This window comes from Acinetobacter sp. ANC_7588, assembly GCF_056783995.1.
On record NZ_JBWYIU010000002.1, the window covers coordinates 48240 to 72872 of the forward strand.

The window sequence follows — 24633 nt, forward strand, 5'->3', positions numbered from 1 at the left end:
ATGAGATCTATACAACAAGGAAAAATAAACCAAGCATTCCTCATCGCCCTGATTATTGGGGTGACGGTAGTTATCGGGATTTGGATTTTTTTCAAAGATAATAAGAAAACAGCAATTGTTGAGAGTGAAGAGCAAGCTGAAACGTCGAATGGCGCAGAAGCTGATCATGCAGAAGAAGGTGAGATTGAACTGACATCTAAACAGCTAGTCGAACATAGTATAAAAATAGAATCAGCTCAATTAGGTGCAATTCCGCGATACACAAACTTGCCTGCAAAATTGATGGTAAATACAGATCAACAAGCGCATATTTCCCCTAATTTTGCTGGTCATGTTGAACAAGTGAATGTAGCACTGGGACAAGAAGTAGGTAAAGGTCAAATACTTGCAGTATTAAGTGTCCCAGAGCTCATTGACCAACAAGCAAATTTAAGAATGGAACAATCCAATTTAGATTTGGCACGCCAAGATTTGCAACGTGAACAACGGATGTGGTCGCAGGGGATCTCTGCAAAACAGGATTTGCAACGTGCTGAAAATGCATATCGTCAAGCACAAATCACAGTGCAAAGTGCCAATGCACGTTTACAAGCTTTGGGAGCTTCAGCAGGTTCTAATGGTCGTTTTACCATTCGTTCGCCTATCTCGGGCGTGATCAGCCAAAAAGACATCGTGGTGGGTGAAAATGTGCAACTTGCAGATCAGATTTTCATCATCGAACAATTAAAAGATTTATGGCTGGAATTTGTGTTACCTGCAGATGCGAGTAATCAAATTCGTGCACAACAAAATATTCAATTCAAATCTTTACAATCAGGTCAGACGTATACAGCAGTTGTGCAATCGTTAACGTCGCAAGCAGATGCGCAGACTGGTCGCTTGATTGTTCGCGCTAAAGTTCAAGGAAAGGCAAGTGAGTTAAGACCAAATTTGATGGTAAATGTTGAACTTCAAAGTCCCGATGCATCCAATGTATTACGCGTTGCAAAAAATGCAGTGCAACAAATCGAAGGTAAATCAGCAATATTTATTGTTACAGAACAAAAAAATGGAAAACTCCACTTTAAAGCACAACCCATTGAAGTAGGTCAAATGTCTTCAGATGGTCAATGGGCAGAAATTAAGTCTGGTCTTCAAGCGGGGCAAAAATATGTCAATCAAGGCAGCTTCTTACTGAAATCGGAGTTAGAAAAAGGAGAAGCTGACCATGGGCACTAATCATGACATGCCGGAGGCTGAAGGGCTATTTGAGCGAATTATTCAGTTTTCAATTCAACATGCGATTTGGATCATGCTGTTTGCCTGTGCTTGGATTGCTGTTGGAGTTTATAGTTATCAAAAATTGCCAATTGATGCAGTTCCAGACATTACCAATACACAGGTTCAAATTAATACCCAAGCTAATGGATTTACTGCGCTCGAAGTTGAGCAACGCATTACGTATCCAATTGAAAATGCCATGGCGGGGATACCAGATCTTGAATTAACACGTTCGATCTCTAGGTATGGTTTATCTCAGGTCACTATTGTCTTCAAAGATGGCACAGATATTTACTGGGCACGTCAACAAATCAATCAGCGTGTGCAAGAGGTTCAATCCGAATTACCTGATGATATCGCACCTACCATGTCTCCAGTATCTACGGGGCTGGGTGAAATTTATCAATGGGTACTAAAAGCTGAGCCAAAGGCTAAAAAACCTGATGGTTCTTCATACACAGCAATGGATTTACGCGAAATTCAAGATTGGATCGTGCGTCCACAATTGCAACGCGTAAAAGGCGTTGCTGAGGTGAATAGTATTGGAGGATTCAATAAAACATATGTTGTTTCGCCAGACTTGAATCGTATGCAACAACTACAAGTCAGTTTGACGCAACTTCAACAAGTTCTTACTGAGAACAATGAAAATCGTGGAGCAGGATTTATTGAAGATGGAGGTCAACAACTGACAGTACGAGTTCCTGGAACACTGAATACGATACAGGATATTGAAAATACAACGGTGGTTACCTTAAATGGAAATCCTGTCCGTGTTTCAGATATTGCTTCAGTGTCGATTGGACATGATCTTAGAACAGGCGGAGCGACCTATAACGGAGAAGAAACCGTACTCGGCATCGCCATGATGATGATGGGTGAAAACAGCCGTAGTGTTGCACAAGCTGTTGATCAAAAAATTCAAGAAATTCAAACCACACTGCCCGAAGGCGTAAAAATTGAAACTGTTTACGATCGTACCACCTTAGTCGAGAAAGCCATTAAGACAGTTCAAAAGAACTTAGTCGAAGGGGCGATTTTGGTGATTGTGATTTTATTCATTTTCTTGGGAAATATTCGAGCAGCTTTAATTACAGCATGCGTGATTCCACTTTCGATGTTATTTACATTATCAGGTATGGCACAGCAAAAGATTAGTGCCAACCTTATGAGTTTAGGTGCGGTAGATTTCGGAATTATTGTAGATGGGGCAGTGGTAATTGTCGAAAACTGTATTCGCCGATTAGCTCATGCCCAAGAACAGTTAAGACGACCTTTAACACGTTCAGAGAGATTTAAAGAAGTATTCCTTGCCGCTCGTCAAGCGCGCCGTCCTTTAATTTTTGGTCAAACGATTATTTTAGTGGTGTACTTGCCCATATTTGCTTTAAGTGGTGTTGAAGCAAAAATGTTTCACCCTATGGCACTCACCGTAGTATTAGCTCTTATTGCTGCGATCATTTTATCCATTACTTTTGTTCCTGCTGCAGTGGCTTTATTTGTAACAGGTGAAGTCAAAGAAACTGAAAGTAGATGGATGTTATGGTTAAAGAAAAAATATCTAAAAGTATTAGATATGACTTATTTATATCGAACGGTCATGTTAACGCTCGCAGTTAGTATTTTGGTTTTAACAGGGTTGTTGGCGACACGTCTAGGAAGTGAATTCGCACCGCAATTAAGCGAAGGTGATTTTGCTATTCAACAAATGCGTTCACCCAGTACCAGCTTAGAAGAATCATTAAGAATGCAGGAAATGACTGAGAAACTTTTGCTTCAAAATTTTCCAGAAATTAAAAATGTTTTCGCACGAACGGGTACTGCTGAAGTGGCGACAGATGTGATGCCACCCAATATCTCAGATGGATTCATTATGTTGAAACATCGTCAAGAGTGGCCGAATCCCAAAGAAAGCTTAGATGATTTAAGGTCACGTATTGAAACTTTTTTGGAGACTTTGCCTGGCAACAATAGTGAATTTTCTCAACCCATTGAATTGCGTTTTAATGAGCTCATTTCTGGAGTCCGCAGTGACATAGGTATAAAAATTTTTGGCGATGATATGCAGGTGTTAAACGATGAAGCTGCCAAAATTGCCAAGATTGTGCAAAAAATCAGTGGCAGTACCGCAGTCAAAGTAGAACAGACTTCAGGTTTACCCTTATTAAATATAGACGTAAATCGTTCTTTAGCAGCGCAATATGGTCTTTCGGTTCGTGAGATACAAAATTTAGTCGCTTCAAGTATCGGTGGTCAACAAGTCGGTGAAATTCTACAAGGCGACCGCCGTTTTGATTTTGTTATTCGACTTACTGATCAAGATCGGACAGTCATGGGGATTGCACAATTACCCATACAACTCCCCAATGGTGGGACAGTAAGACTGGCAGATGTGGCTACAGTTTCAAATATTGATGGTATGAATCAGGTGAGTCGTGAAAATGGCAAGCGTAGGATTATTGTGACGGCAAATGTTGAAGGGCGAGATCTGGGTTCATTTGTCCAAGAGTTGCAATCTAGCCTCACGACATATGCATTACCGAGTGGCTATTGGATTGAGTATGGTGGACAGTTTGAGAATTTGGCATCTGCCAAAGCTAGAATGACTATCGTGATTCCATTGGCTTTGATTACGATTTTTATCCTGCTGATGGCTGTATTCAAAAATATAAGAGAAAGTTTATTGGTATTCACGGGCGTACCCTTTGCTCTCACGGGGGGAGTCTTATTTTTATGGTTACGTGATATTCCCATCTCAATGTCTGCGGGTATTGGTTTTATCGCTTTATCAGGTGTCGCTGTTCTGAATGGACTGGTTATGTTGACCTTTATTAAGGAGCTAAGAAGTGAATACAGTTTAAAAGATGCCATTTGGCAAGGTGCAATGTTGCGATTACGTCCTGTGCTGATGACTGCTTTTGTGGCGTCTTTAGGATTTGTTCCAATGGCGCTTGCTACGGGTACGGGTGCTGAAGTACAGCGACCGCTTGCGACAGTGGTTATCGGTGGAATTATTTCATCCACCATACTGACGCTACTACTTTTACCTGTATTGTATAGGTGGATGAATCAAGCAAAAGCAGAACAATAAATTAAACAATAACATTATGTATATGAATCAGAAGCCTCACTTTATTTTAAGAGAGGCTTCTGATGGGGAGTATAAAATGGGTAGTTCGCATAATCATGATCACAGTCATGTGGAAGTCAGTAAAGACAACGCAAAGAAACTAACTTTTGCTTTAGCCTTAACCACGACATTTTTAATTATTGAAGTTGTTGCTGCATTTATTACTCAAAGTTTAGCTTTGCTGTCAGATGCTGCACATATGTTTACTGATGCTGCTGCTCTAGCCATCGCGTTGGTTGCAATTAAGATTGGTCAAAAGCCTGCAGACAATAAGCGAACTTTTGGTTACCAGCGATTTGAAATTTTGGCAGCTCTATTTAATGCGGTGATGTTATTTATCGTTGCAATTTATATTTTGATAGAAGCGATTCATCGATTAAGTAATCCTCCTGAAATTCAGAGTGTTGGAATGATGATAGTCGCCGTCATTGGCTTAATCATTAATTTAATTTCGATGAAGATTCTTTTTTCGAGTAGTAAAGATAGCCTCAATGTCAAAGGTGCATATCTAGAAGTATTAAGTGATGCACTTGGTTCTGTAGGTGTGATCATCGGTGCTGTGATTATTTATTTTACAGGCTGGGTACTTATTGACACGATTATCGCAGTCCTGATCGGATTTTGGGTCTTACCACGTGCTTGGATTCTCGCCAAGCAAAGTGTAAATATCCTACTTGAAGGTGTACCTGATGAGATTGATATTGAAAAGCTCCGTACAGATTTATTATCGCTTGAAGGAGTTAAGGACATTCACCAACTCAAAGTTTGGGCGATCACATCCAAAAAAGTCATGCTCACAGTTCATTTGGTTGCACCGAATGTCGATCCTAAACGTTTACATCAACAAGCTTTTGAAATGTTAAGTCATGATCACCATATTACTGAAATGACCTTGCAGATAGAAGATGATGCATATCACCATGAACTAGAACATCAGCATTAAAAAAAGCCCCGAAAAGCGCTTTTTTACATATAGAGAATTTAAATTGATCTACACAGATTCAAGTGTTGCGGTTTGGGTTGAAGTGTGCAGCCCATTCGTTGATGACTTACGGTATTGAGCACCACGATGATCATCTGGAAGTAATGGTCCATGACCAAACAACTTTTCTCTCAGTGTCCCCTTGGTATATTCTGTAGGGTAAACACCGCGACGTTGTAACTCAGGAACGACGTATTCGACCACGTCTTCAAAAGATTGATGTGCCAAAATATAAGCCAAATTGAATCCATCAATGCCAGTTTCATCCACCCATTCTTGAAGACGATCGGCTACTGTGCTTGGTGAGCCGACAATCACGGGGCCGTTTCCACCTACACTGGTCCATTTTGCAATTTCTTCAATGGTCCAAACTTTATCTGGATCTGCTTCTACGTAAGATTGCAACATAGACTGAATGGCATTGGTATGAATATATTCAACCTGGTCTGTAGCTTTGAATTGTGAAAAATCTACACCAGACCACCCTGAAGCGAGTGTTAATCCACCATCATAACTTCCGTAAGATTGATACTCTGCAAATTTAGCCTGTGCTTTTTCATCAGTTTCATCGACCACAATCGCAAGCATTGTATAAATTAAAACTGCGTTTGGATCTTTACCTTCCTCAATAAGATTCTGACGAATTCCTTGTGCTAACTTTTTTACAGCAACTTTCGTTGGTGCAGATATAAATACGCACTCTGCATTTTGACTTGCAAATTTCTGTCCACGCTTTGATGCACCAGCTTGGTATAATACAGGTGTGCGTTGCGGAGAAGGTTCACAGATATGAATACCTGGCACGCTAAAATATTTACCTTCATGTTGGATTGGATGAACTTTGGTGTGATCCGCAAAAATACCAGCGGCTTTGTCGCGTCGTACCGCATCATTTTCCCAAGAACCTTCCCAAAGTTTATATAAAACTTCCAGATACTCGTCTGCAATATCATAACGATTGTCGTGACTCACTTGGGTTTTTAAACCTAAGTTTTTAGATCCGCTTTCTAAATATGAAGTCACAATATTCCAACTCGCGCGACCTTTGGTGAGATGATCCAATGTGCTCATACGTCGTGCGAAGGGATAAGGATGTTCGAATGAAATAGAGGTGGTTACACCAAAGCCTAAATGTTGGGTGACTGCTGCCATTGCTGGAACAATCTGAATTGGATCATTCACAGGAACTTGAACAGCACCATTTAAAGCATGTTGAGCCGATTGATGATACACATCATAAATACCCAAAACATCTGCAAGAAAAATACCGTCAAAAATACCTTTTTCTAATATTTTTGCTAAATCAGTCCAATATTCCAAATCTTTATATTCTGTAGAGCGATCGAGCGGATGACGCCATAAGCCTGGGGACTGATGTGCAATGCAATTCATTTCAAAAGCATTAAATCGTATATGTTTAGTCATAATGAAAATATAAAATAATTAAATGTTTATATTTTGATTATATGAAATATCATACTTATTATTTAATGAGAAAAACTGCAATATACATAATAAAAAAATAAATGATTTGATTATGTTTGAAATCAGATTAGTAAATAAAATAATCGTATAAAAAATTAAAATAATTAGTGCTAATTTAATTTTATTCAATTTTTTTGAAGAGAATAAAATGACCGCACAAATAGATATAAAATTGCATGAAGCTGAAATTTCAAAAGAATTCTACCAAATTCATCAGCCAGCGCATGTGATTAAGACAGATCAAGAAGCGATTCAAATCGCACAACAGCTCGCTGAAGATTTTGCAAAGGAAGCCTCCATTCGTGATCATGAACGCCGTTTACCTTTGAGTGAAATTAACAAGTACTCTCAATCAGGGCTTTGGGCAATTAACATTCCAAAGCAATATGGCGGTGCAGGAGCGAGCTACAAGACTCTCGCTGAAGTTGTTAAAACCATTTCTAGCGCTGATCCATCACTAGGTCAAATCGCACAAAATCATTGGGTGTTTCTAGAGCATATCCGTTTAGATGCCACCGAAGAACAAAAACAATTCTTTTTTAAAGCAGTACTGGGTGGAGAGCGTTTGGGGAATGCTTTCTCAGAAAAAGGGTCTAAGACGGTTGCCGATCTCACCACAAAAATAGAATTTGATGCTTCTGGCAATGGGATTGTGAATGGACAAAAATTCTTTGCGACTGGAGCTTTACTGGCACACCGCATTCCAGTTGTTGCGATTGATGCTGAAGGAAAACCATTTGCTGCAATCGTGCCACAAGGGACAGAAGGTGTAAAAATTACCAATGATTGGAGTGGGTTTGGTCAGCGTACAACGGTCAGTGGATCAGTCGAATTAAACAACGTTAAAGTAGATGCAAAATATATCGTTCCAATTTATCAAGCTTTTGCAAGACCGACAGCAGCTGGAGCAATTTCTCAATTTATTCAAGCTGCTGTAGATGCTGGGATTGCACGTGGTGCGATTCAAGAAACGATTCATTACGTTCGTAACTTTGCACGTCCATGGATTGATTCAGGTTTAGATAAAGCAAGTTCAGATCCATATACCATTGCCAATATTGGTGAATTGAAAATTAAGCTGCGTGCTGCTGAAGCCGTTCTGGATTTGGCAGGATTAGCGATTGATTTAGCACTTGCTGAACCGACCGAAGATCATATTAATGAAGCAACATTGCTCGTGGCTGAAGCAAAAGTCTTAACGACTGACATTGCGATTTTAGCAGCGAATAAATTATTTGAGCTTTCTGGCACGCGTTCGACCTTATCAGAATTAAATTTAGATCGTTATTGGCGCAATGCCAGAACACACACTTTGCATGATCCCGTGCGTTGGAAATACAACATTGTAGGAAATTATTTTCTAAATGATGTCCCACCACCACGTCATCCATGGAGCTAAGGAGAAATTTATTATGACTATATTAAATCAGAATGAAGAACTTTCACTTGGTGCCAACTATGAAGAGGTTGCAGTAAAGTTTCGACCAATTTTTAAGCGGATTGCAGAAGGGGCCGTTCAACGAGAAACCGATCGTGATTTGCCTCATGAACAAATTAAATGGTTAAACGATGCATGTTTTGGTGCATTACGTGTGCCAAAAAAATATGGCGGTGCAGGTTTTACCCAACAGCAACTTTTCCAAATCTTAATCGAGTTGGCGACAGCGGATTCAAATATTGTGCAAGCTTTACGTGGACATTTTGCATTTGTCGAAGACCGCTTAGTGGCGCATAAAGATCAATCACAAGCGTTTTGGTTTAAGCGATTTGTAAATGGTGAAATCGCAGGAAACGCTTGGACAGAGGTCGGTAATGTTGAGATAGGCGACGTCATTACCCGAGTGAAACAAAATCAACAAGGCGAATATGAAGTTTCAGGAGAAAAGTTCTATTCTACAGGTACTATTTTTGCCGATTGGATTGATCTTTTTGCCTATGATGAAACCACTGATCAGCATGTGATTGCAGCGGTCTCAACTAAAGCTAATGGAATTAAAGTACATGATGATTGGGATGGATTTGGTCAAAAAACAACGGGAAGTGGGACGCTAAAAATCAACCAAGTGTCGATTGAACGAGATCATATTTACCCGTTTGATCAGCGTTTTAAATATCAAACAGCTTTTTATCAAGTTGTACATCTAGCAACACTGACCGGCATTGCATTTTCTGCGGTGGAAACCTTTAGTGAGGAAGTGCGTAAGCGTACTCGAATCTTTAGCCACGGGAATGCTGATCTGGTCCGTGATGATGCTCAGATTCTACAAGTGATTGGTAAGGCATCTTCCCAAGCATTTGCCAGTCAAGCCATTACTTTAAAAACAGCTGCAGCACTGGATGATGCATATTTAAGTCACTTTAATGCGTCATCTGAAAAAGATCATGAGATTAATCAAATTGCGGAACTAGAATCTGCTCAAGGGCAGGTAGTCATTTCAGATCTTGTACTTGATTTAACAACTAAACTATTCAATAGTTTGGGTGCTTCAGCCAGCGCTTCATCGAAGCAGTTAGATCGTTTCTGGCGTAATGCACGAGTCGTATCCTCACATAATCCGATTATTTATAAGGAGAAAGTGGTGGGGGCTTTTGTCGTGAATCAAACTGAATTGCCATTTGTATGGCAAATTGGTAATAGTCCTTTGGCGAAACACTTGAAAGCTCAAGTGGCTTAATTGATGTAATTTCGATGATGCTGCTAAGAAGGTCCTGTTAAGGACCTTTTTACTAGGTTCGTAAATAAGAGCTCTAATAGCCTAAGCGATTTAGATAGATCACTTTAAAAAACACTAAAAAAAGACACTAAAAAAAAACACTAAAGAATAGTGTCTTAACGATTTAAAGCGAGCTCAAGAAGCCTTATCTGTTTGCCGAAGCCCTGATACATCAACTTTACCGATACGCCATTGATAAGGGGGCAATGCACCATTTACGCTAAAGTCTCCGACAATTCGATCTTTATAAATTCTTGGGTTGTGTGATGCGAGCGTACGAATATTTCGCCAGAAACGATCTAAAGCTAAGTTTTTATCAGTGGCTGATGCTCCTAGAGCATCAAAAATGATGGTCGAAGCATTTAATGCAAGTGTGGTGATAATGGTTTGAGATTGAGCAATCTCTAATTCTGCTATGGCATTTTGATCTGCTTCGAGTTGTTCATTTTCATTCAACCCAGCTTCAAAAGCACGTTGTATAGCCTGTGCATTTTTTTCAATAATTGCTGCAGTGGTGTACGCGACACCACGAATTTGACCCACCACTTGTAGGATTTGAGCATCATTACGGACGAAGGAAGCATTGGCATGCGTATAATTTCTTTCACGTTTATAAACCTCAGCTGATACTTCATAGCTTGCTGCTCTTGTAAGCCCTGAAATAATTGCCAATTGAATCAGTTGATAGAATGCTGCTGAATATTTAAAGCGCTGTTGGTCTCCGATGACATCTTGTTGATTCACAACAACATCAGTGAACTTAGTAGTACCACTTGCTGTAAGAATTTGACCAAAACCATTCCAGTCATCCACAATCTCAACACCTTCAGCATGTCGAGGGATTAGAATACTGGCTGATTCTCCATACAAATCAGTAATACCCACATCAATCCAGTCTGCATACAAGCTTCCTGTGGTATAAAATTTTTGTCCATTCAATATCGTGCGTCCCTCAGCATCTTTGGAAAGTCTCGTTTTAAATTCATGAATGGACTCATTTCCACCTTCAGACCATGCGCTTCCAATAATTTGACCTTGAGCCACTCTAGGAAGCCATATAGATTTAAACTGTGGGTCGCGGCTGAGCAGTAAATCTTCCACAAAGCCAAAATGTACGCGAAGTGCCTGCGGTAAATTTGCATCAGCTTCGGCAAGTTCGATTAATAGATTAAATAATTCTGGAATAGTTGCATCAAATCCACCTTGCGAAGTGGGTAAGCGAAGTCTCGTAAAACCGATGTCTTTTAACCATTGAATCTGTTCAAAAGCTAAAATTCGCTTTTCTTCGCGTTCTGATCGCGAAGCTTTGATTTTTTCAAATGTTGGTCTAAATAACGAGGCGAGGCTTTCATAACGTGAAGATGGTCCTTGTCCCCATACAGCATTAATTTGTGTGGTCAGTGCGCTGGGACGGTGTTGTAATGCAGTTTGAGTTTTTAAATTAACGATATTCATAATACTCAGTCTTTATTTTAAATTAAAATAAAATAATAGCGCTTATAAAATGGGTGAAAATCGATTTATTGTGATATGTAAATATAATATATTGGATTAATAAAAAATTAGAAATTATCTTAAATAAAGAAAATTATATTCAATAAAATGAATTGAGATATAATAATGTTGTGATTGAAAAAAGGATTTAAATTAAATGAGTAAAGATTTTAAATCGAATACTTATATTTGTGATGATCATGTCATAGATACGATTTATTGGTTGATGCACCACCAAGATAGTTATGATCGCTTTGAGTTTGATGCATTTAGTCAAAAAATAACGGTACACCATGCCAATGGAACAGATGAAATTAAGCCAGGACAGTATCTTAATGCCAGTTATGGCATATTGATCACATCATAAAAAACCGAAGCAAAGCTTCGGTTTTTGATTGAGCGAATCTTATAAATTAACTTGCCATTGCATCTATAGTCAGCTCTGATACAGTCGGCTTCGCTTTTTCGGCTTTTAGACCTAACTTATCGAATAACTGCTTATCTTTGCCTTCACCAGCATTAGGTGTCGTTAAAAGCTTTTCACCTGAGAACAAAGAGTTAGCACCTGCCATAAACGCTAAAGCTTGATCAGAATCAGAAAGAGATTCACGACCCGCTGAAAGTCTTATATAACTTTTTGGCATGATAATGCGCGCTACGGCAATCGTGCGAATCCATTCAGTCACATCGAGTTTTTCAACGTCTGCTAAGGGTGTGCCTTCGATCGGTACAAGCATGTTGATTGGTACCGATTCTGGATGAATAGCTAAGGTCGCAAGTTCATGTAATAGACCAATACGATCTTGAGTATCTTCACCTAAGCCAACAATTCCACCACTACACACTTTCATGCCTGCTTGGCGTACAAAGTCTAAAGTATTTAAACGATCATCATAAGTGCGTGTGGTAATCACATTTGGATAGTACTCACGAGAGGTATCTAAATTGTGATTGTAATAATCTAAACCTGCTTCTTTTAAACGTTCCGCTTGTGATTGATTGAGCATCCCTAAGGTCATACAAGTTTCAAGTCCTAGGGCCTTTACCTCACGTACCATTTCAAGTACATAAGGCATATCGCGTTCATGAGGATTTCGCCATGCAGCACCCATACAAAAACGAGATGATCCAGAAGCGAGAGCTTCTTTGGCTTCATTAATTACTTTTTCAACAGCAATTCTTTTTTCGGCCTCAAGTTTGGAATCATAACGTGCAGATTGAGAACAGTATTTACAATCTTCAGGACATTTACCCGTTTTGATTGATAGTAATGTGCTGACCTGAATGGTATTTGCATCAAAGTATTGACGATGCACGCGTTGTGCTTCGAAAACTAAGTCCATGAAGGGTTGTTCATAGAGTTTTTGTATTTCTTCACGCGTCCAATCATTGCGTACTTGCATAATTTATCCATCAATTAAAAAGCTACTTATTTGATCATACTGTAATTTTAATAATGCAAAATCGTAAAATATGACAATAATGACTCAAAAAAATTATCAAATTCGCCAACTCAATAGAAATTAATCATTGTTGATTTAGTTACAAACTTAACTATTTTTATGCATTTTTCGCGGCAAAATTATTTTTTGGGAACTTGATGCTGAGAACTTGTTGCTAACGTGTGCTTAAAATTTCAGATCATGCTCAAAATGATGATTTTGTCTTGTCAAGTCATCTTGGAAAAGTAGTGTTAATTGTTTCTTTTTGAGTGTTGTTCTTGTACTGCCCAGTCAATATGGATTTGCACAATCTCACTAGACTGATTTCTTTTTAGTATCAATTGCTCAATATTGTTTGGATGATAGGGTGCATTCCCGATTCCAATCGCAATATTCCGCATAAAGCTTTCATAGCCTGTTCTACGCAGTGGACTGCCTTCTGTGTTGGCTAAGAATGTTGCTTCGTCCCATTGCCATAATTCCATTAAAGAAAGACGATCCAGCCCATGACGGGGATGGAAATCAGTAACCGTTGTGGTTTGTGCGAAACTATTCCAAGGACAAATCAGCTGGCAATCATCACATCCAAATACGCGATTACCTATGCCACGGCGTAGTTCTTCAGGAATCACCCCTTGGTATTCAATGGTCAGATAGGCAATACATTTTCGGGCATCTAATTGATATGGCGCTACAATCGCCTGCGTTGGACAAATATCAATACATGCTGTACATGATCCGCAATGTGCACTGGCAGGCTCGTCAAAGGGTAATTCAAGAGAACTAAACAGTTCACCGAGTACAAAAAACGAACCCGATTTTTTGTGGATGAGCAGGGTATGTTTACCTGTCCAACCCATACCTGCAGATTCAGCGAGTGATTTTTCAAAAATAGGGGCTGAATCGGCGAAAGGTCTTGATTCAAACGGACCGACTTTTTCACGAATAAGGTTTGAAAGTGTTTTTAATTTACCGCGCATGGTTTTATGGTAATCCCGTCCGCGTGCATATCGCGCAATAACGGCAGAATTAGGGAAATCAGGTACTGTTCGAGGTTGAGGTCGTTCAACCAAATAATTCATTCTGACGCAGATAATACTTTTTGTATGGGGAACCAACAGTGTTGGATTAGCACGTTTTTCCAAATTTTCTTCGAGGAACTTCATGTCACCATGAAATCCTTGATCTAAATATGCTTTTAATCGAGGTAATTCATCTTGAGCATCAGGTCGGGCAATGACACAATCAGCGAAGCCCAATTCCAATGCTTGAGATTTAATCCAAGCTTTAAGCGCATGAGGATCAAATTGCTGTGTTGGAATACGAGCTGGTATAGATGAGAGAGATTGAGTCATAAATAAAAAAAGGAACGATAATGCATCAACAAGTTTATCACAGCAGTGAGATACAAGCTTGGGAACAGCGCTGGTTTGACGATCAAAATAGTGCTTTTGGTCTTATGCAGCAAGTTGCTTGGATGATGGCACAAGAAATCATCACAATTCTTCAAGGTATAGAAAAAAAGAAAATCCGTATCGCAGTCTGCTGCGGCAAAGGAAATAATGCAGGGGATGGTTATCTTGTTACGTACTATTTAGCACAGCACTCTTTATCACGACATTGTTCATTCAACCAAAATCTAGAAATCGATATTTTTTCTTTTTCACAAGTCGATCATCACTCGGCTGACTCCTTGCAGAGTGCTTATAAAATGAGTCAATCCATACCACTTAAGCAGTTCACCGATCTGAACCATTGTAAGGGTTATGATGTCTATATTGATGCATTGTTTGGAATTGGAATTAATCGTACTTTAAGTGAAGACTGGCAGAGAATTATCCATCATATTAATGAGCAAGACGGCGTCAAAATTGCGATTGATATGCCGAGCGGTTTAGATGCAAATACAGGTCAACCATTACCAATGGCTATTCATGCTCAGCATACTCTTACCGCACTCGCATATAAGGTAGGGCAATTTGTAGGGCGTGCACAGGATTTTATAGGACATCTAAAACTCATTCCCATTTTACCATGTGACTCAGATTTAAAACCTGTGGCCCGATTAAGCCCAGTCAAAACAATTTTGCCGCGACGACACTCTACAGGACATAAAGGAACGTATGGGCATGTGCTCGTGATTGGCGGTCATGCACAAATGGGAGGTGCGGTGATTATGGCGGCTGAAGCTGCATTTGCCGCTGGGGCGGGTAAAGTCACGATCGTGTGTGATGCTAAACATCATTCAGCAATTTTGTCACGATCTCCCAATGTAATGGTGCAGGATATTAATCGTTTCGATCCATCACAACGAAAAAATTTGCTACAGCAAGTCGATTCGATTTGTTTTGGAATGGGGTTGGGACGTGATGATTGGGCAGCTGAGCAATATGATCAATGGATGAGTATTCTGTCCTCTACGAACAAACCTACTGTACTCGATGCTGATGCATTGTGGTTCTTATCTGAAAAGCCCATTCGACTCAATGAGAGTACTTACGCAACGCCACATCCTGGTGAGGCTGCAAAACTTTTACACTCTAGCGTGGCGGAAGTTGAGCATGACCGCATCAAAGCAATTAAACGATTACAAACACTGTATGCTGGTGAATGGGTATTAAAAGGTGCAGGAAGTTTAACGATTGACGCGCAGCAAACCATTTGGATTTGCACCCAAGGTAATCCAGGAATGGGTACAGGTGGAATGGGGGATATCCTTGCAGGAATGATTGCTAGTCTTAAAGGACAATTGTCTAATTCCATTCAACTTCATGAAATTGTTAACTTACATGCCATGGCAGGTGATGTATTGGCTCAACAGGGTGAACGTGGTTTGTTAGCTCAGAATATGGCTCAAGCGATTTATCAAATAGTAAATCTAAAATAAAATTCAGGGATAGATATGCGATATTTAAAATTAACGATACAAGGTCTTGTTCAAGGGGTCGGATTTCGTCGCTGGTTTATGGAACAAGCCTTAAAGTTACATTTAACTGGTTACGTTAAAAATATGGATAATGGGGATGTGGAAGCTATCATTGTTGGCACATATAAAGATGTAAATGACATGATCAAACTGGCCATGGCAGGGCCTCATAATAGTAAAGTTAAGCAAATCTTCTATGAAGACTTAATTGACATCAAAGAGCGTGATTTCGATAACTTTCAAATTCGCCAATAAGTGCATTGAGTGTCGAGAGACTTTTAACGTCGACGACTACTGCTGCGGCTTCGTCCACGTGCCATTCCACCTAAAGCATTTAAGACAGCCAATTTACTCATACTGCCAGAGGCATGTGCATGGCAAATTGCTGCGGCAAGTGCATCTGCAGCATCGGCTTGTGGTTTAATACTTAAATTAAGTATGCGCATAACCATCATTTGAACCTGTTCTTTATCAGCAGCGCCATAGCCAACAACAGATTGTTTAATTTGACGCGCAGTATATTCAGCCACTTGTAGATCTAAATTGACCAATGCCGCTATAGCTGCACCGCGTGCTTGACCAAGTTTTAAGGCAGAGTCAGGATTGACCGCCATAAATACCTGTTCCACAGCAGCTTCGGTAGGACCATGAAATTTAACGATTCTTTCAATGCCTGAAAAAATTCGTTTTAGACGCTCAGGCATGTCAGGTGTTTCAGTGCGAATTGTTCCAGCATCAACAAAAGTGAGTTTTTGCCCCTCTTTTTGAATAATACCGTAACCTGTTAGACGTGAACCAGGATCAATTCCGATAATTAATGACATTCCATGACTTTAAAAATAAAATAATGCCCATATTGTTACATAAGCGTATGAAAAAAGCTTGATACAGATTGAGCAGATGATTACGACCCTATATTTAAATTTTTGAGATTAGATTACATTTCATGAAATTAGCTCTTATTGTTTTAATCGGTATAGTCCTTGAAATCTTCGTATGGGTCGGTGTGGGTGATCTAGTCGGAAGTATGTGGTATGTATTCTGCTGGTTTATTGCTGCATTCTTTATTGGTTTAAATATGGTTCGTTCTCATGCATCAGGTTTAATGCCACAGATGCAGCAAATGCAACAAGGTCATATGAGTGCTGATCCGAATTTGACCAATAACTTACCTAAAATTATTGCGGGTATTTTCCTTTTGATTCCGGGGTTAATTTCCGATCTATTCGCCTTACTTATTCTAATTCCACCTGTTCAAACAGCATTTAAAGCGGTGATGATGAAAACCATGATGAAGCGTCAGCAAGTCATGATGGAAAAAATGATGGGTGGTATGATGGGAGATATGGGCGGCATGGGTGGTCAAGCAAATGGTCAGAATCCATTTGCAGATTTAATGCGCCAAATGCAAGAAATGCAAAGCCAGCAGCACGGTCGTGGTTCAAATGACTCTACTATCATTGATGGTGAAGCAAGAGAAATTACACCTGAAGCAAAGAAAATTGAAATGAAAGACGTTAATCAAAAGTAAATTGCGCATGTTCAAAACCAGATGTAATGTCTGGTTTTTTTATTTTTGTATCTCGATTTTTCTAAAAAACAGTATAATTCAAACAATTTTTATTCATTTTTGATTTATGTCTCTATTACTTACCATCTGTGTCCTACATCTTGTTGCTCAATTGAGTCCTGGACCTGATATTTTGTTGATTGCCAAATGCGCAGCGTCAACCACAATCGCAAACACGTTGAAAGTTATTTTAGGTATTTCTATTGGAATTTTATTTTGGGTGATTTTAACTTTATCAGGTTTTGCACTTTTGATTGCCCAATTCCCATGGATTCAACAAGTCTTAATGTTAGTCGGTGGTTTATTTTTGGCAAAAATGGGCTGGGCGATGCTAAAGGGTGGTTGGCAAACCTATAAGTCTTTCAAACTTGATGCAATTGATGAAAATCAGTTACCTTTAAAAGCTGAAAAATACTTTCTGATGGGGTTGTTTACAAACCTATCCAATCCTAAAACACTGATTTATTTTAGTAGTGTATTTTCACTTGCCTTAACTGCTTCAGCACCAGAGATGTTGAAAATACAACTGGCAGTCATTATTCCGATTCAAACGTTTTTAACCTTTACGTTTTTGATGGTCGTTTTAGCACGACCTAAAATTAAACAGCTCTACCAGCGTTCAGGGCATTACATAGATATGGCATCGGGTGGTCTATTTTTGATCTTTGCAGTCTGGTTGTGGATAGATGCGCTTATTTTGCTTAACTGAATCCTGATCTAACTCTTCTGTTTGAGTCAGAACGAGCGTGTCTTGCTGATAACGTCTTGGTCGCAAAGTTGCTTCAGTATTTTCAGAACCTTGATAAGAGCGACTTCTGTTTGCTCTTTCTCTCAAGCCGCCTTTCTTAATTAATTGAACCATAGTCATATCATCATTTTTTCACTACGTTTATTTTACTTCAATTTATGATTTCCATGCGGATATGATGGGCGAGTGCGTGAATAAAATATGGATAATCTCTAGAAGAAAAAAGAATGATAGAGCAGGTTGTCAAAAAAAATTCATATAGATATCTGATAATACAAGATATTGAATGAAGACATAGATGGTTGCTGTTTTATAGCTACATCATGAGGTTGATTATTGGTGAAGGCTTATATAGTATAAATATTAGCCTCTAAGGTGATGTAGATAAAAATAAAAAGACAGTCAAATCGGGAGGATGAGTATGCTGTATCAGTATCATTGTGCGTGTTGCGACAAGGTGGTTGCTTCGACAGACAAAGTGTGTTCTGAATGCGGATCACAAAATATCAGAACACCTTATGGTTTTTGGATATTTTGTATCATTGCGTGTTTAGCCGCAGCCATTGTGTTTAAAGTGGCCCATTTATATTTACAAGATAACCAAAATGTCCCTGTGAAGCAGTCGTTTTTGGACACGCTTCATCAAAGTGATAAAGCAAATTGAATCTATAAAAAAGCCCACATTGATGTGGGCTTTTTTATTTGGAAATTACAAACCAGCTGATGCTTTAAGCGCTTCAACCTTGTCTGTCTTTTCCCAAGTGAATGCAGTATCAGAACCTTCACGACCAAAGTGACCATATGCAGCAGTTTGCTTATACATCGGTTGAATGAGATTCAACATACGTGTAATTCCATATGGACGTAAATCGAAATGCTCACGTACCAATGCAATAATCAATTCTTCAGAAACCTTAGCAGTATTGAATGTATTGATTGAGATAGATGTTGGTTCAGCAACACCAATCGCATAAGACACTTGAATTTCACATTTATCGGCTAAACCAGCGGCAACAATATTTTTTGCAACATATCGACCAGCATAAGCAGCAGAGCGGTCTACTTTAGATGGATCTTTACCAGAGAAAGCACCGCCACCGTGACGAGCCATACCACCATATGTATCTACAATGATTTTACGACCTGTTAAACCACAGTCACCGACTGGACCACCAATCACAAACATACCCGTAGGGTTGATGTGGAATTTGGTATCCGCATGGAACATATCTGCTGGAATCACTTTTTTCACGATTTCTTCAATGACAGCTTCTTTTAAATCAGTCTGTGAAATCTCAGGATCGTGTTGAGTCGATAATACGACCGCATCTAAACGAACAGGTACGCCATTTTCATATGCAAAAGTCACTTGGCTTTTCGCATCTGGACGTAACCATGGCAGACTTCCGTTACGACGAAGTTCTGCTTGTTTTTCCATAAGACGGTGCGCATACGAAATAGGAGCAGGCATTAAAACATCTGTTTCGCGACTTGCGTAGCCAAACATTAAGCCCTGATCGCCAGCACCTTGATCTTCAGGTTTTTGACGATCTACACCTTGAGCAATTTCAGGAGATTGTTTGCCAATCATGTTGATAACAGCACAAGTTGAACCATCGAAACCTAAATCAGAATGATGGTATCCAATGCCATTTACGGTTTGGCGTACAATTGCTTCAAAGTCTACATTTGCAGTTGTTGTGATTTCACCTGCAAGAACAACAGCACCTGTTTTTACAAGCGTTTCACAAGCAACCCGTGCATATGGGTCTTCTTTTAAGATTGCATCCAAAATAGCATCACTGATTTGGTCAGCCATTTTATCTGGATGGCCTTCGCTTACAGATTCTGAAGTAAATACAGCGTACTCGCGCATAAGTCCTATCACAGTTATTTCTAAAGACGCAATATGGTACATCGACTTAACGTTAAGGACTAGCTTAACCTGACTAAAAAGCATGAATTTATGTCATTTTTGTGTTTTTTTAATTGATATCATCATCTGTTAAATTGATAAGTGAAAACTTTTGTATAAGACTTATTCTTTTTAAGACTGAGCTGAAATAAAAAACAGCTTAAGTGGGTACGAAAGAATATGAATATATGATTCAACATCAGTACTTTAAAAAAAGGCCAAGCGACTAAAAAATATTGGATTGAATTGAATATTGGTAAAACCGACTCGCATTGTATGAATTTTTTCGCTTTAGGGCTGAAATATACGTTTCTGGGCTTTACGCTGTTTGATTTTTTTAAGACAATACACCCAGTTTTTGAATTTTATTCATTTCCCATCTTTAATTTATCGGACACTGATCTATGACAACCCCGCTGAATGAACGTCGCATTGCTAACGCAATTCGTGTACTTGCAATGGATGCTGTGCAAAAAGCAAATTCTGGACATCCAGGTGCACCAATGGGGATGGCTGATATTGCTGATGTTGTATGGCGTGAATTCTTAAATCACAATCCGACAAACCCTCAGTGGGCTAACCGCGACCGTTTTGTATTATCAAATGGTCATGGCTCAATGCTTCAATATGCATTATTACATTTGACTGGCTATGATCTTTCAATTGAAGATTTAAAAGCATTCCGTCAATTGCATTCTAAAACACCGGGTCACCCAGAATTAGGTTATGCACCTGGTATCGAAACAACTACTGGTCCATTAGGGCAGGGTATCGCGAATGCTGTCGGTTTTGCTTTGGCTGAAAAAACCTTAGCAGCGCAATTCAACAAAGAAGACATTAAAGTCGTTGATCATTTCACTTACTGTTTCTTAGGTGACGGCTGTTTAATGGAAGGTGTTTCTCATGAAGCATGTTCATTGGCAGGTACTTTGGGTCTAGGTAAATTAATTGCTTACTATGACGACAATGGTATTTCAATTGATGGTGAAGTAGAAGGTTGGTTCTCTGATGACACAGAACAACGCTTCTTAGCTTATGGCTGGCAAGTATTGAAAGTTGATGGTCACGATGCAGATGCATTACGTGCGGCAACTTTAGAAGCTAAAGCTGAAACGAAGAAACCAACAATCATTATCTGTAAAACGATTATTGGTTTAGGTTCACCAAACAAACAAGGTAAAGAAGATTGCCATGGTGCACCACTGGGTAACGACGAAATCGCATTAACACGTGAAGCGTTGGGTTGGACTGAAGGTCCATTCGAAATTCCTGCTGACGTTTATGCTGCATGGGACGCTAAAGAAAAAGGTCAACAAGCAGAAGCAGCTTGGAACGAAGTATTTGCACAATATGAAGCAAAATATCCAACTGAAGCGGCTGATCTTAAACGTCGTTTAAGCGGTGAATTACCTGCTGACTTCGTTGCAAAAGCCGATGCGTATATTGCTGAAGTAAACGCAAAAGCTGAAACCATCGCAACACGTAAAGCAAGCCAAAATGCAATCCAAGCATTTGCCCCAATGCTGTCTGAAATCTTAGGTGGTTCTGCTGACTTAGCAGGTTCTAACTTAACACTTTGGAAAGGCGCACAAGGCGTTCAAGACAATGCTGCAGGTAACTACGTACACTATGGCGTACGTGAGTTCGGTATGACTGCAATCGCAAACGGTGTTGCACTTCACGGTGGGTTCATTCCTTACGTAGCAACATTCCTCATGTTTATGGAATATGCACGTAACGCAGTACGTATGTCTGCATTGATGAAACAACGTGTGATTCATGTTTACACACACGATTCTATTGGTTTGGGTGAAGATGGTCCAACACACCAACCAATTGAACAAATCGCATCTTTACGTGGTACACCAAACCTCAACACATGGCGCCCATGTGACACAGTTGAAGCAGCAATTTCTTGGAAATCTGCGTTAACACGTTCTGAAGGCCCAACTGCGTTGATCTTCTCTCGTCAAAACTTAGCATTCCAAACACGCACAGAAGCACAAATTGCTGATGTTGCGAAAGGTGGTTATGTATTGGCTGAAGAAAAAGGCGAATTGAAAGCGATTATCATTGCAACAGGTTCAGAAGTTGCATTGGCAATGGAAGCTTATGCACAGCTTGAAGGTGTGCGTGTTGTGTCTATGCCATGTGCTGAAGAATTTGTTAAGCAAGATGCGGCTTATCGTGAGGCAGTTCTTCCATCTAACATTCGTGCACGTGTTGCTGTAGAAGCAGCACATGTAGATTACTGGTGGAAATTTGTAGGTCTTGATGGTCGTGTGATTGGTATGACTACGTATGGTGAATCTGCACCAGCGAAAGATTTGTTCCAACACTTCGGTATTACGACTGAAGCAGTTGTCGCAGCAGTGAAAGAAATTACTGCTTAATTCTTAGAATTAAGTGTTTTAAAAGGCGTCCCAACTGTGGGGCGTCTTTTTATTTTTATGTATCTATATAGATACATTCATTCCCTAGATTTCAGATTGGAAGTGAGTAGCGCAATGAGTTTGTATGAGCAAATTAGTGATGAAATTACTTTAATGGATGCGGGTGAGCAAAAGTGGATTGGTGAAGACTTACCACTTGAAGCGATGGTAGCAGTAGAGTTATTGCTACAAGATATGGCAGAAGAGAAAATCATTAAAGTACGTCGAAAAAATCGTGAAAAAACTTCAGGATTAAAACAGATTGATCGTATTCTGATTGAAAAGCTTTAACAGTCATAAAAAAGCCTCCTATGAGGCTTTTTTAATAGCCTATTTTTATTATTTTACAGTTAATTAGCCGTAGTTTCTGACACGGTAAAATTTAATTTTGGATCAGCATTTTGTTGAATTGTCCATTCACCACTTACTCTGAAAGATGCTGCTGAAGCATAAGTATCTTCCATAAACTGGAAATACGTGATTAAGCCATCTTTAACTATTGCTTTAATTGAAAAAGGTGAAGTAAAAGTGCGCTTAGCGTAAACAGATGTATAAGTAAATTGACCGAATACAGCCACTGTTTCATCTTCAGCTAAAATATCTGTGATTTGAAAATCATCGATCGTCCAATAAGTTCCGACATTAGAAAAAGTATAAATGTAGACATCACGACCTGTAGAAGTACCAGCCCAAGGTTCAATTTGTTTAAGTTCAGGATTATTAAAATTTAGCGAAGTATAAATGGCATCTTTAGCCACTAACTTTTCTGAAGCAATCGCTACTCTTGATTTATCAGTATTATATAAAAAAGCCAATACGACATCTTTAGGTGCTTTAGTTTTAAGCGCTTTATCAATCGCTTGTTGTTGTTCACTCATCATTATTCTCCAGTTCAAAGTGGTAATTTTAGTATTATAAATGAGACAAAATATTAGTATATTGTATAAATGTTTAATTTAATCTCATATTTAAGATATGTGTTGATGTTAACTGCTTATTAGGAGAAAGCTTAAAGATGAAAAACATGATCTATACACAAGTGATAGTCATAATCTGATCAAATTGATTTGATAAAAGTGACACCTTCTTAAGGTGCGTTCTAATCTTGCAACAAACTGTTCTATCTGTACTGATGCAAGAATTTCAGAATGCTATACATTATTCACTATCCATTTCATAAATGTTTTAAAAAATTTGAGGAAAAATTGATGAACTTTAAAACAATAGCGTTAAGTGCCGTAGTGCTTTCTGTAGCAACAGTTTCATTTGCTAAACCAGTTGAATATAAAATTGATCCAACTCATACAGCGACAGTATTTACTTGGGATCATTTTGGCTTTTCTACACCATCAGGTAATTTTAGCGATATCCAAGGAACGATCAAAGTAGACAATGAAAAGCCTGCTAATTCAGCGGTGAATGTCACAATTCCACTTTCAAGTATCAATACAAATGTCAAAGCATTAGATGAACATTTATTGAAACCAGATTTCTTTGATGCTGAAAAATATCCGAATATCACTTTTAAAAGTACTAAAGTTCAACCAAATGGTAAGAACAAGTATAAGATCACAGGTGATCTAACGATTAAAAATGTTACTAAGCCTGTCGTACTAGATGCTGTTTTGAATAAACAAGCTGAACATCCTATGACGAAAGCGCAGTCTATTGGTTTCAATGCAACGACTTCATTTGACCGTTCTGCATTCGGTGTTGGGGCATATGTGCCTAATGTAGGCGACAAAATCACGGTGAATATTACGACTGAAGCTTCAGTCGCAACTGATAAGAAATAATATTCTTCAAAAACAGTACATTTTAGAAAGCACCTACGGGTGCTTTTTTAATCACGATTAAAAATTAAGAAACATCCAAAACTGATAAAAATACTACCTGTTATAAGATCAATCTTCTTGCTGATTTTTTGATATATTGTGTTTACTTGTTTAGCAGAAAAAATAAAAGCAACTATCGCAAACCAAATCAAGCTTTCAACAAAAATTAACATTAACAGTGAACTCTGCTGTATCAGAGTTGCATCACTATTCATCGCAAGCGCGAAAACACTACTGAAGTAAACTAATGCTTTAGGATTTGCCATATTGGTGAGAAAGCCTTGAATCAGTAAAGAACTGTATTTTTTCTTGACTATGCCTTTTGTAACGTAAGCTGAAGCAGGTTCTAATTTCGTTAGCCCTGATTTAAAGAGTTGAATGCCTAAATAAATGAGATAAACCCCTCCTAAAATCATCATAATTGTTTGGAGCCAAGCCATTTTTTGGAATAGATAGTGTAATCCACTCATAGCACAAATTGCCCAAACTAAAATACTAAGAGAAATTCCTAATGCTGCAAAAAGTGCATGTATGCGAGACTGTCGAACCGCACTTTGCGTGACAAATAAAAAATCTGGTCCAGGACTAATAAGTGCAAAGAAATGAATGATGGCTAAACTGAACAGTGGTGACATTTATATCTTCATTATAATTTTTGGATATTGAATTTAGGTATAGCACAATCCAATATCCTGATCTA

The 24633-nt window shown here is 38.9% G+C and carries 23 protein-coding genes; 14 read left to right on the forward strand and 9 right to left on the reverse strand.

Annotated features, from left to right (window positions below; genetic code table 11):
* From AC1M9J_RS02425 to AC1M9J_RS02435, 3 genes are all read left to right on the forward strand, one after another.
* A complete protein-coding gene (locus tag AC1M9J_RS02425; protein ID WP_481595388.1) occupies nucleotides 1-1218 on the forward strand; it encodes an efflux RND transporter periplasmic adaptor subunit in 1218 nt (405 codons plus the stop codon).
* Nucleotides 1208-4351: an efflux RND transporter permease subunit gene (locus tag AC1M9J_RS02430; protein ID WP_481951811.1), complete on the forward strand. Its 3144-nt coding sequence runs from the start codon at nucleotides 1208-1210 to the stop codon at nucleotides 4349-4351. The genes AC1M9J_RS02425 and AC1M9J_RS02430 overlap by 11 nt, the downstream gene beginning before the upstream one ends.
* A 76-nt stretch (nucleotides 4352-4427) precedes the next feature.
* Complete coding sequence (locus AC1M9J_RS02435) at nucleotides 4428-5333, forward strand: cation diffusion facilitator family transporter (RefSeq protein ID WP_092766410.1); 906 nt, start codon at nucleotides 4428-4430, stop codon at nucleotides 5331-5333.
* A 48-nt stretch (nucleotides 5334-5381) separates the two neighbouring features.
* Here the strand turns inward: AC1M9J_RS02435 and AC1M9J_RS02440 are convergent, their stop codons facing one another.
* Nucleotides 5382-6797: an LLM class flavin-dependent oxidoreductase gene (locus AC1M9J_RS02440; RefSeq protein ID WP_481951812.1), complete on the reverse strand. Its 1416-nt coding sequence runs from the start codon at nucleotides 6795-6797 to the stop codon at nucleotides 5382-5384.
* Nucleotides 6798-7005: 208 nt separating this feature from the next.
* Here AC1M9J_RS02440 and AC1M9J_RS02445 point away from each other — a divergent pair, with 208 nt between their 5' ends.
* Nucleotides 7006-8256 (forward strand): SfnB family sulfur acquisition oxidoreductase, encoded by a 1251-nt coding sequence (locus AC1M9J_RS02445; protein WP_481951813.1) that lies wholly within the window; start codon nucleotides 7006-7008, stop codon nucleotides 8254-8256.
* A gap of 13 nt (nucleotides 8257-8269) precedes the next feature.
* A complete protein-coding gene (locus AC1M9J_RS02450; RefSeq protein WP_481951814.1) occupies nucleotides 8270-9532 on the forward strand; it encodes an acyl-CoA dehydrogenase family protein in 1263 nt (420 codons plus the stop codon).
* 174 nt (nucleotides 9533-9706) lie between these two features.
* Here AC1M9J_RS02450 and AC1M9J_RS02455 read toward each other — a convergent pair whose 3' ends face one another.
* Nucleotides 9707-11026, reverse strand: coding sequence for an acyl-CoA dehydrogenase family protein (locus AC1M9J_RS02455; RefSeq protein ID WP_481951815.1), 1320 nt, complete (start codon nucleotides 11024-11026; stop codon nucleotides 9707-9709).
* 196 nt (nucleotides 11027-11222) lie between these two features.
* Between AC1M9J_RS02455 and AC1M9J_RS02460 the strand changes: the two genes are divergently transcribed.
* Entirely contained in the window at nucleotides 11223-11432 is a 210-nt protein-coding gene (locus AC1M9J_RS02460; RefSeq protein WP_481588241.1) for a hypothetical protein, read from the forward strand.
* Nucleotides 11433-11478: 46 nt separating this feature from the next.
* On the opposite strand, the gene bioB is transcribed toward AC1M9J_RS02460, so the two are convergent.
* Together bioB and queG are read right to left on the reverse strand one after the other, a co-directional pair.
* The gene (gene bioB, locus AC1M9J_RS02465) at nucleotides 11479-12468 is read right to left on the reverse strand and encodes a biotin synthase BioB (protein ID WP_035263808.1); all 990 of its coding nucleotides are present in this window, start codon (nucleotides 12466-12468) and stop codon (nucleotides 11479-11481) included.
* Nucleotides 12469-12758: 290 nt separating this feature from the next.
* On the reverse strand, nucleotides 12759-13862 hold the full coding sequence (queG, locus tag AC1M9J_RS02470; protein ID WP_481588239.1) for a tRNA epoxyqueuosine(34) reductase QueG: 1104 nt from the start codon (nucleotides 13860-13862) through the stop codon (nucleotides 12759-12761).
* Nucleotides 13863-13882: 20 nt separating this feature from the next.
* Between queG and AC1M9J_RS02475 the strand changes: the two genes are divergently transcribed.
* Nucleotides 13883-15394, forward strand: coding sequence for an NAD(P)H-hydrate dehydratase (locus tag AC1M9J_RS02475; RefSeq protein WP_481951816.1), 1512 nt, complete (start codon nucleotides 13883-13885; stop codon nucleotides 15392-15394).
* Nucleotides 15395-15409: 15 nt separating this feature from the next.
* Nucleotides 15410-15688, forward strand: coding sequence for an acylphosphatase (locus tag AC1M9J_RS02480; RefSeq protein ID WP_092766403.1), 279 nt, complete (start codon nucleotides 15410-15412; stop codon nucleotides 15686-15688).
* A gap of 23 nt (nucleotides 15689-15711) precedes the next feature.
* Here AC1M9J_RS02480 and ruvC read toward each other — a convergent pair whose 3' ends face one another.
* Nucleotides 15712-16257 carry a crossover junction endodeoxyribonuclease RuvC gene (gene ruvC / locus AC1M9J_RS02485; protein WP_035263804.1) on the reverse strand — a complete coding sequence of 182 codons (546 nt, stop codon included), beginning with the start codon at nucleotides 16255-16257 and terminating at the stop codon, nucleotides 15712-15714.
* Between the two features lie 122 nt (nucleotides 16258-16379).
* Between ruvC and AC1M9J_RS02490 the strand changes: the two genes are divergently transcribed.
* Together AC1M9J_RS02490 and AC1M9J_RS02495 are read left to right on the forward strand one after the other, a co-directional pair.
* A complete protein-coding gene (locus tag AC1M9J_RS02490) occupies nucleotides 16380-16964 on the forward strand; it encodes an FxsA family protein (RefSeq protein WP_481951817.1) in 585 nt (194 codons plus the stop codon).
* A gap of 106 nt (nucleotides 16965-17070) precedes the next feature.
* Nucleotides 17071-17712, forward strand: coding sequence for a LysE family transporter (locus tag AC1M9J_RS02495; protein WP_179998148.1), 642 nt, complete (start codon nucleotides 17071-17073; stop codon nucleotides 17710-17712).
* On the opposite strand, the gene AC1M9J_RS02500 is transcribed toward AC1M9J_RS02495, so the two are convergent.
* Nucleotides 17656-17865: a hypothetical protein gene (locus tag AC1M9J_RS02500; protein ID WP_035263798.1), complete on the reverse strand. Its 210-nt coding sequence runs from the start codon at nucleotides 17863-17865 to the stop codon at nucleotides 17656-17658. The two genes, AC1M9J_RS02495 and AC1M9J_RS02500, sit on opposite strands and share 57 nt — an antisense overlap.
* A gap of 307 nt (nucleotides 17866-18172) precedes the next feature.
* Between AC1M9J_RS02500 and AC1M9J_RS02505 the strand changes: the two genes are divergently transcribed.
* Nucleotides 18173-18415: a hypothetical protein gene (locus AC1M9J_RS02505; RefSeq protein WP_035263796.1), complete on the forward strand. Its 243-nt coding sequence runs from the start codon at nucleotides 18173-18175 to the stop codon at nucleotides 18413-18415.
* Between the two features lie 45 nt (nucleotides 18416-18460).
* Here AC1M9J_RS02505 and metK read toward each other — a convergent pair whose 3' ends face one another.
* The gene (gene metK, locus AC1M9J_RS02510; protein ID WP_035263794.1) at nucleotides 18461-19627 is read right to left on the reverse strand and encodes a methionine adenosyltransferase; all 1167 of its coding nucleotides are present in this window, start codon (nucleotides 19625-19627) and stop codon (nucleotides 18461-18463) included.
* Nucleotides 19628-20070: 443 nt separating this feature from the next.
* Here metK and tkt point away from each other — a divergent pair, with 443 nt between their 5' ends.
* Both tkt and AC1M9J_RS02520 read left to right on the forward strand, forming a co-directional pair.
* Entirely contained in the window at nucleotides 20071-22059 is a 1989-nt protein-coding gene (tkt, locus tag AC1M9J_RS02515; RefSeq protein WP_481589912.1) for a transketolase, read from the forward strand.
* Between the two features lie 114 nt (nucleotides 22060-22173).
* Complete coding sequence (locus AC1M9J_RS02520) at nucleotides 22174-22389, forward strand: hypothetical protein (RefSeq protein WP_035263790.1); 216 nt, start codon at nucleotides 22174-22176, stop codon at nucleotides 22387-22389.
* Between the two features lie 59 nt (nucleotides 22390-22448).
* On the opposite strand, the gene AC1M9J_RS02525 is transcribed toward AC1M9J_RS02520, so the two are convergent.
* Nucleotides 22449-22976, reverse strand: a complete 528-nt coding sequence (locus tag AC1M9J_RS02525) for a nuclear transport factor 2 family protein (RefSeq protein ID WP_481595377.1) — start codon at nucleotides 22974-22976, stop codon at nucleotides 22449-22451.
* Between the two features lie 330 nt (nucleotides 22977-23306).
* Between AC1M9J_RS02525 and AC1M9J_RS02530 the strand changes: the two genes are divergently transcribed.
* On the forward strand, nucleotides 23307-23894 hold the full coding sequence (locus AC1M9J_RS02530) for a YceI family protein (RefSeq protein ID WP_481595376.1): 588 nt from the start codon (nucleotides 23307-23309) through the stop codon (nucleotides 23892-23894).
* A gap of 47 nt (nucleotides 23895-23941) precedes the next feature.
* Here AC1M9J_RS02530 and AC1M9J_RS02535 read toward each other — a convergent pair whose 3' ends face one another.
* Nucleotides 23942-24568, reverse strand: coding sequence for a LysE family transporter (locus tag AC1M9J_RS02535; RefSeq protein ID WP_035263786.1), 627 nt, complete (start codon nucleotides 24566-24568; stop codon nucleotides 23942-23944).
* Nucleotides 24569-24633 lie beyond the last annotated feature (65 nt).

What these genes read in the sequence shown, in the direction of transcription:
- tkt (WP_481589912.1), top strand. Translation starts at nt 20,071, where the DNA reads ATGACAACCCCGCTGAATGAACGTCGCATTGCTAACGCAATTCGTGTA.
- AC1M9J_RS02525 (WP_481595377.1), bottom strand. Translation starts at nt 22,976, where the DNA reads ATGAGTGAACAACAACAAGCGATTGATAAAGCGCTTAAAACTAAAGCA.
- AC1M9J_RS02460 (WP_481588241.1), top strand. Translation starts at nt 11,223, where the DNA reads ATGAGTAAAGATTTTAAATCGAATACTTATATTTGTGATGATCATGTC.
- AC1M9J_RS02475 (WP_481951816.1), top strand. Translation starts at nt 13,883, where the DNA reads ATGCATCAACAAGTTTATCACAGCAGTGAGATACAAGCTTGGGAACAG.
- AC1M9J_RS02530 (WP_481595376.1), top strand. Translation starts at nt 23,307, where the DNA reads ATGAACTTTAAAACAATAGCGTTAAGTGCCGTAGTGCTTTCTGTAGCA.
- AC1M9J_RS02535 (WP_035263786.1), bottom strand. Translation starts at nt 24,568, where the DNA reads ATGTCACCACTGTTCAGTTTAGCCATCATTCATTTCTTTGCACTTATT.
- queG (WP_481588239.1), bottom strand. Translation starts at nt 13,862, where the DNA reads ATGACTCAATCTCTCTCATCTATACCAGCTCGTATTCCAACACAGCAA.
- AC1M9J_RS02495 (WP_179998148.1), top strand. Translation starts at nt 17,071, where the DNA reads ATGTCTCTATTACTTACCATCTGTGTCCTACATCTTGTTGCTCAATTG.
- AC1M9J_RS02440 (WP_481951812.1), bottom strand. Translation starts at nt 6,797, where the DNA reads ATGACTAAACATATACGATTTAATGCTTTTGAAATGAATTGCATTGCA.
- ruvC (WP_035263804.1), bottom strand. Translation starts at nt 16,257, where the DNA reads ATGTCATTAATTATCGGAATTGATCCTGGTTCACGTCTAACAGGTTAC.
- AC1M9J_RS02520 (WP_035263790.1), top strand. Translation starts at nt 22,174, where the DNA reads ATGAGTTTGTATGAGCAAATTAGTGATGAAATTACTTTAATGGATGCG.
- AC1M9J_RS02425 (WP_481595388.1), top strand. Translation starts at nt 1, where the DNA reads ATGAGATCTATACAACAAGGAAAAATAAACCAAGCATTCCTCATCGCC.
- AC1M9J_RS02505 (WP_035263796.1), top strand. Translation starts at nt 18,173, where the DNA reads ATGCTGTATCAGTATCATTGTGCGTGTTGCGACAAGGTGGTTGCTTCG.
- AC1M9J_RS02480 (WP_092766403.1), top strand. Translation starts at nt 15,410, where the DNA reads ATGCGATATTTAAAATTAACGATACAAGGTCTTGTTCAAGGGGTCGGA.
- AC1M9J_RS02490 (WP_481951817.1), top strand. Translation starts at nt 16,380, where the DNA reads ATGAAATTAGCTCTTATTGTTTTAATCGGTATAGTCCTTGAAATCTTC.
- AC1M9J_RS02445 (WP_481951813.1), top strand. Translation starts at nt 7,006, where the DNA reads ATGACCGCACAAATAGATATAAAATTGCATGAAGCTGAAATTTCAAAA.
- AC1M9J_RS02435 (WP_092766410.1), top strand. Translation starts at nt 4,428, where the DNA reads ATGGGTAGTTCGCATAATCATGATCACAGTCATGTGGAAGTCAGTAAA.
- bioB (WP_035263808.1), bottom strand. Translation starts at nt 12,468, where the DNA reads ATGCAAGTACGCAATGATTGGACGCGTGAAGAAATACAAAAACTCTAT.
- AC1M9J_RS02450 (WP_481951814.1), top strand. Translation starts at nt 8,270, where the DNA reads ATGACTATATTAAATCAGAATGAAGAACTTTCACTTGGTGCCAACTAT.
- metK (WP_035263794.1), bottom strand. Translation starts at nt 19,627, where the DNA reads ATGCGCGAGTACGCTGTATTTACTTCAGAATCTGTAAGCGAAGGCCAT.
- AC1M9J_RS02455 (WP_481951815.1), bottom strand. Translation starts at nt 11,026, where the DNA reads ATGAATATCGTTAATTTAAAAACTCAAACTGCATTACAACACCGTCCC.
- AC1M9J_RS02500 (WP_035263798.1), bottom strand. Translation starts at nt 17,865, where the DNA reads ATGGTTCAATTAATTAAGAAAGGCGGCTTGAGAGAAAGAGCAAACAGA.
- AC1M9J_RS02430 (WP_481951811.1), top strand. Translation starts at nt 1,208, where the DNA reads ATGGGCACTAATCATGACATGCCGGAGGCTGAAGGGCTATTTGAGCGA.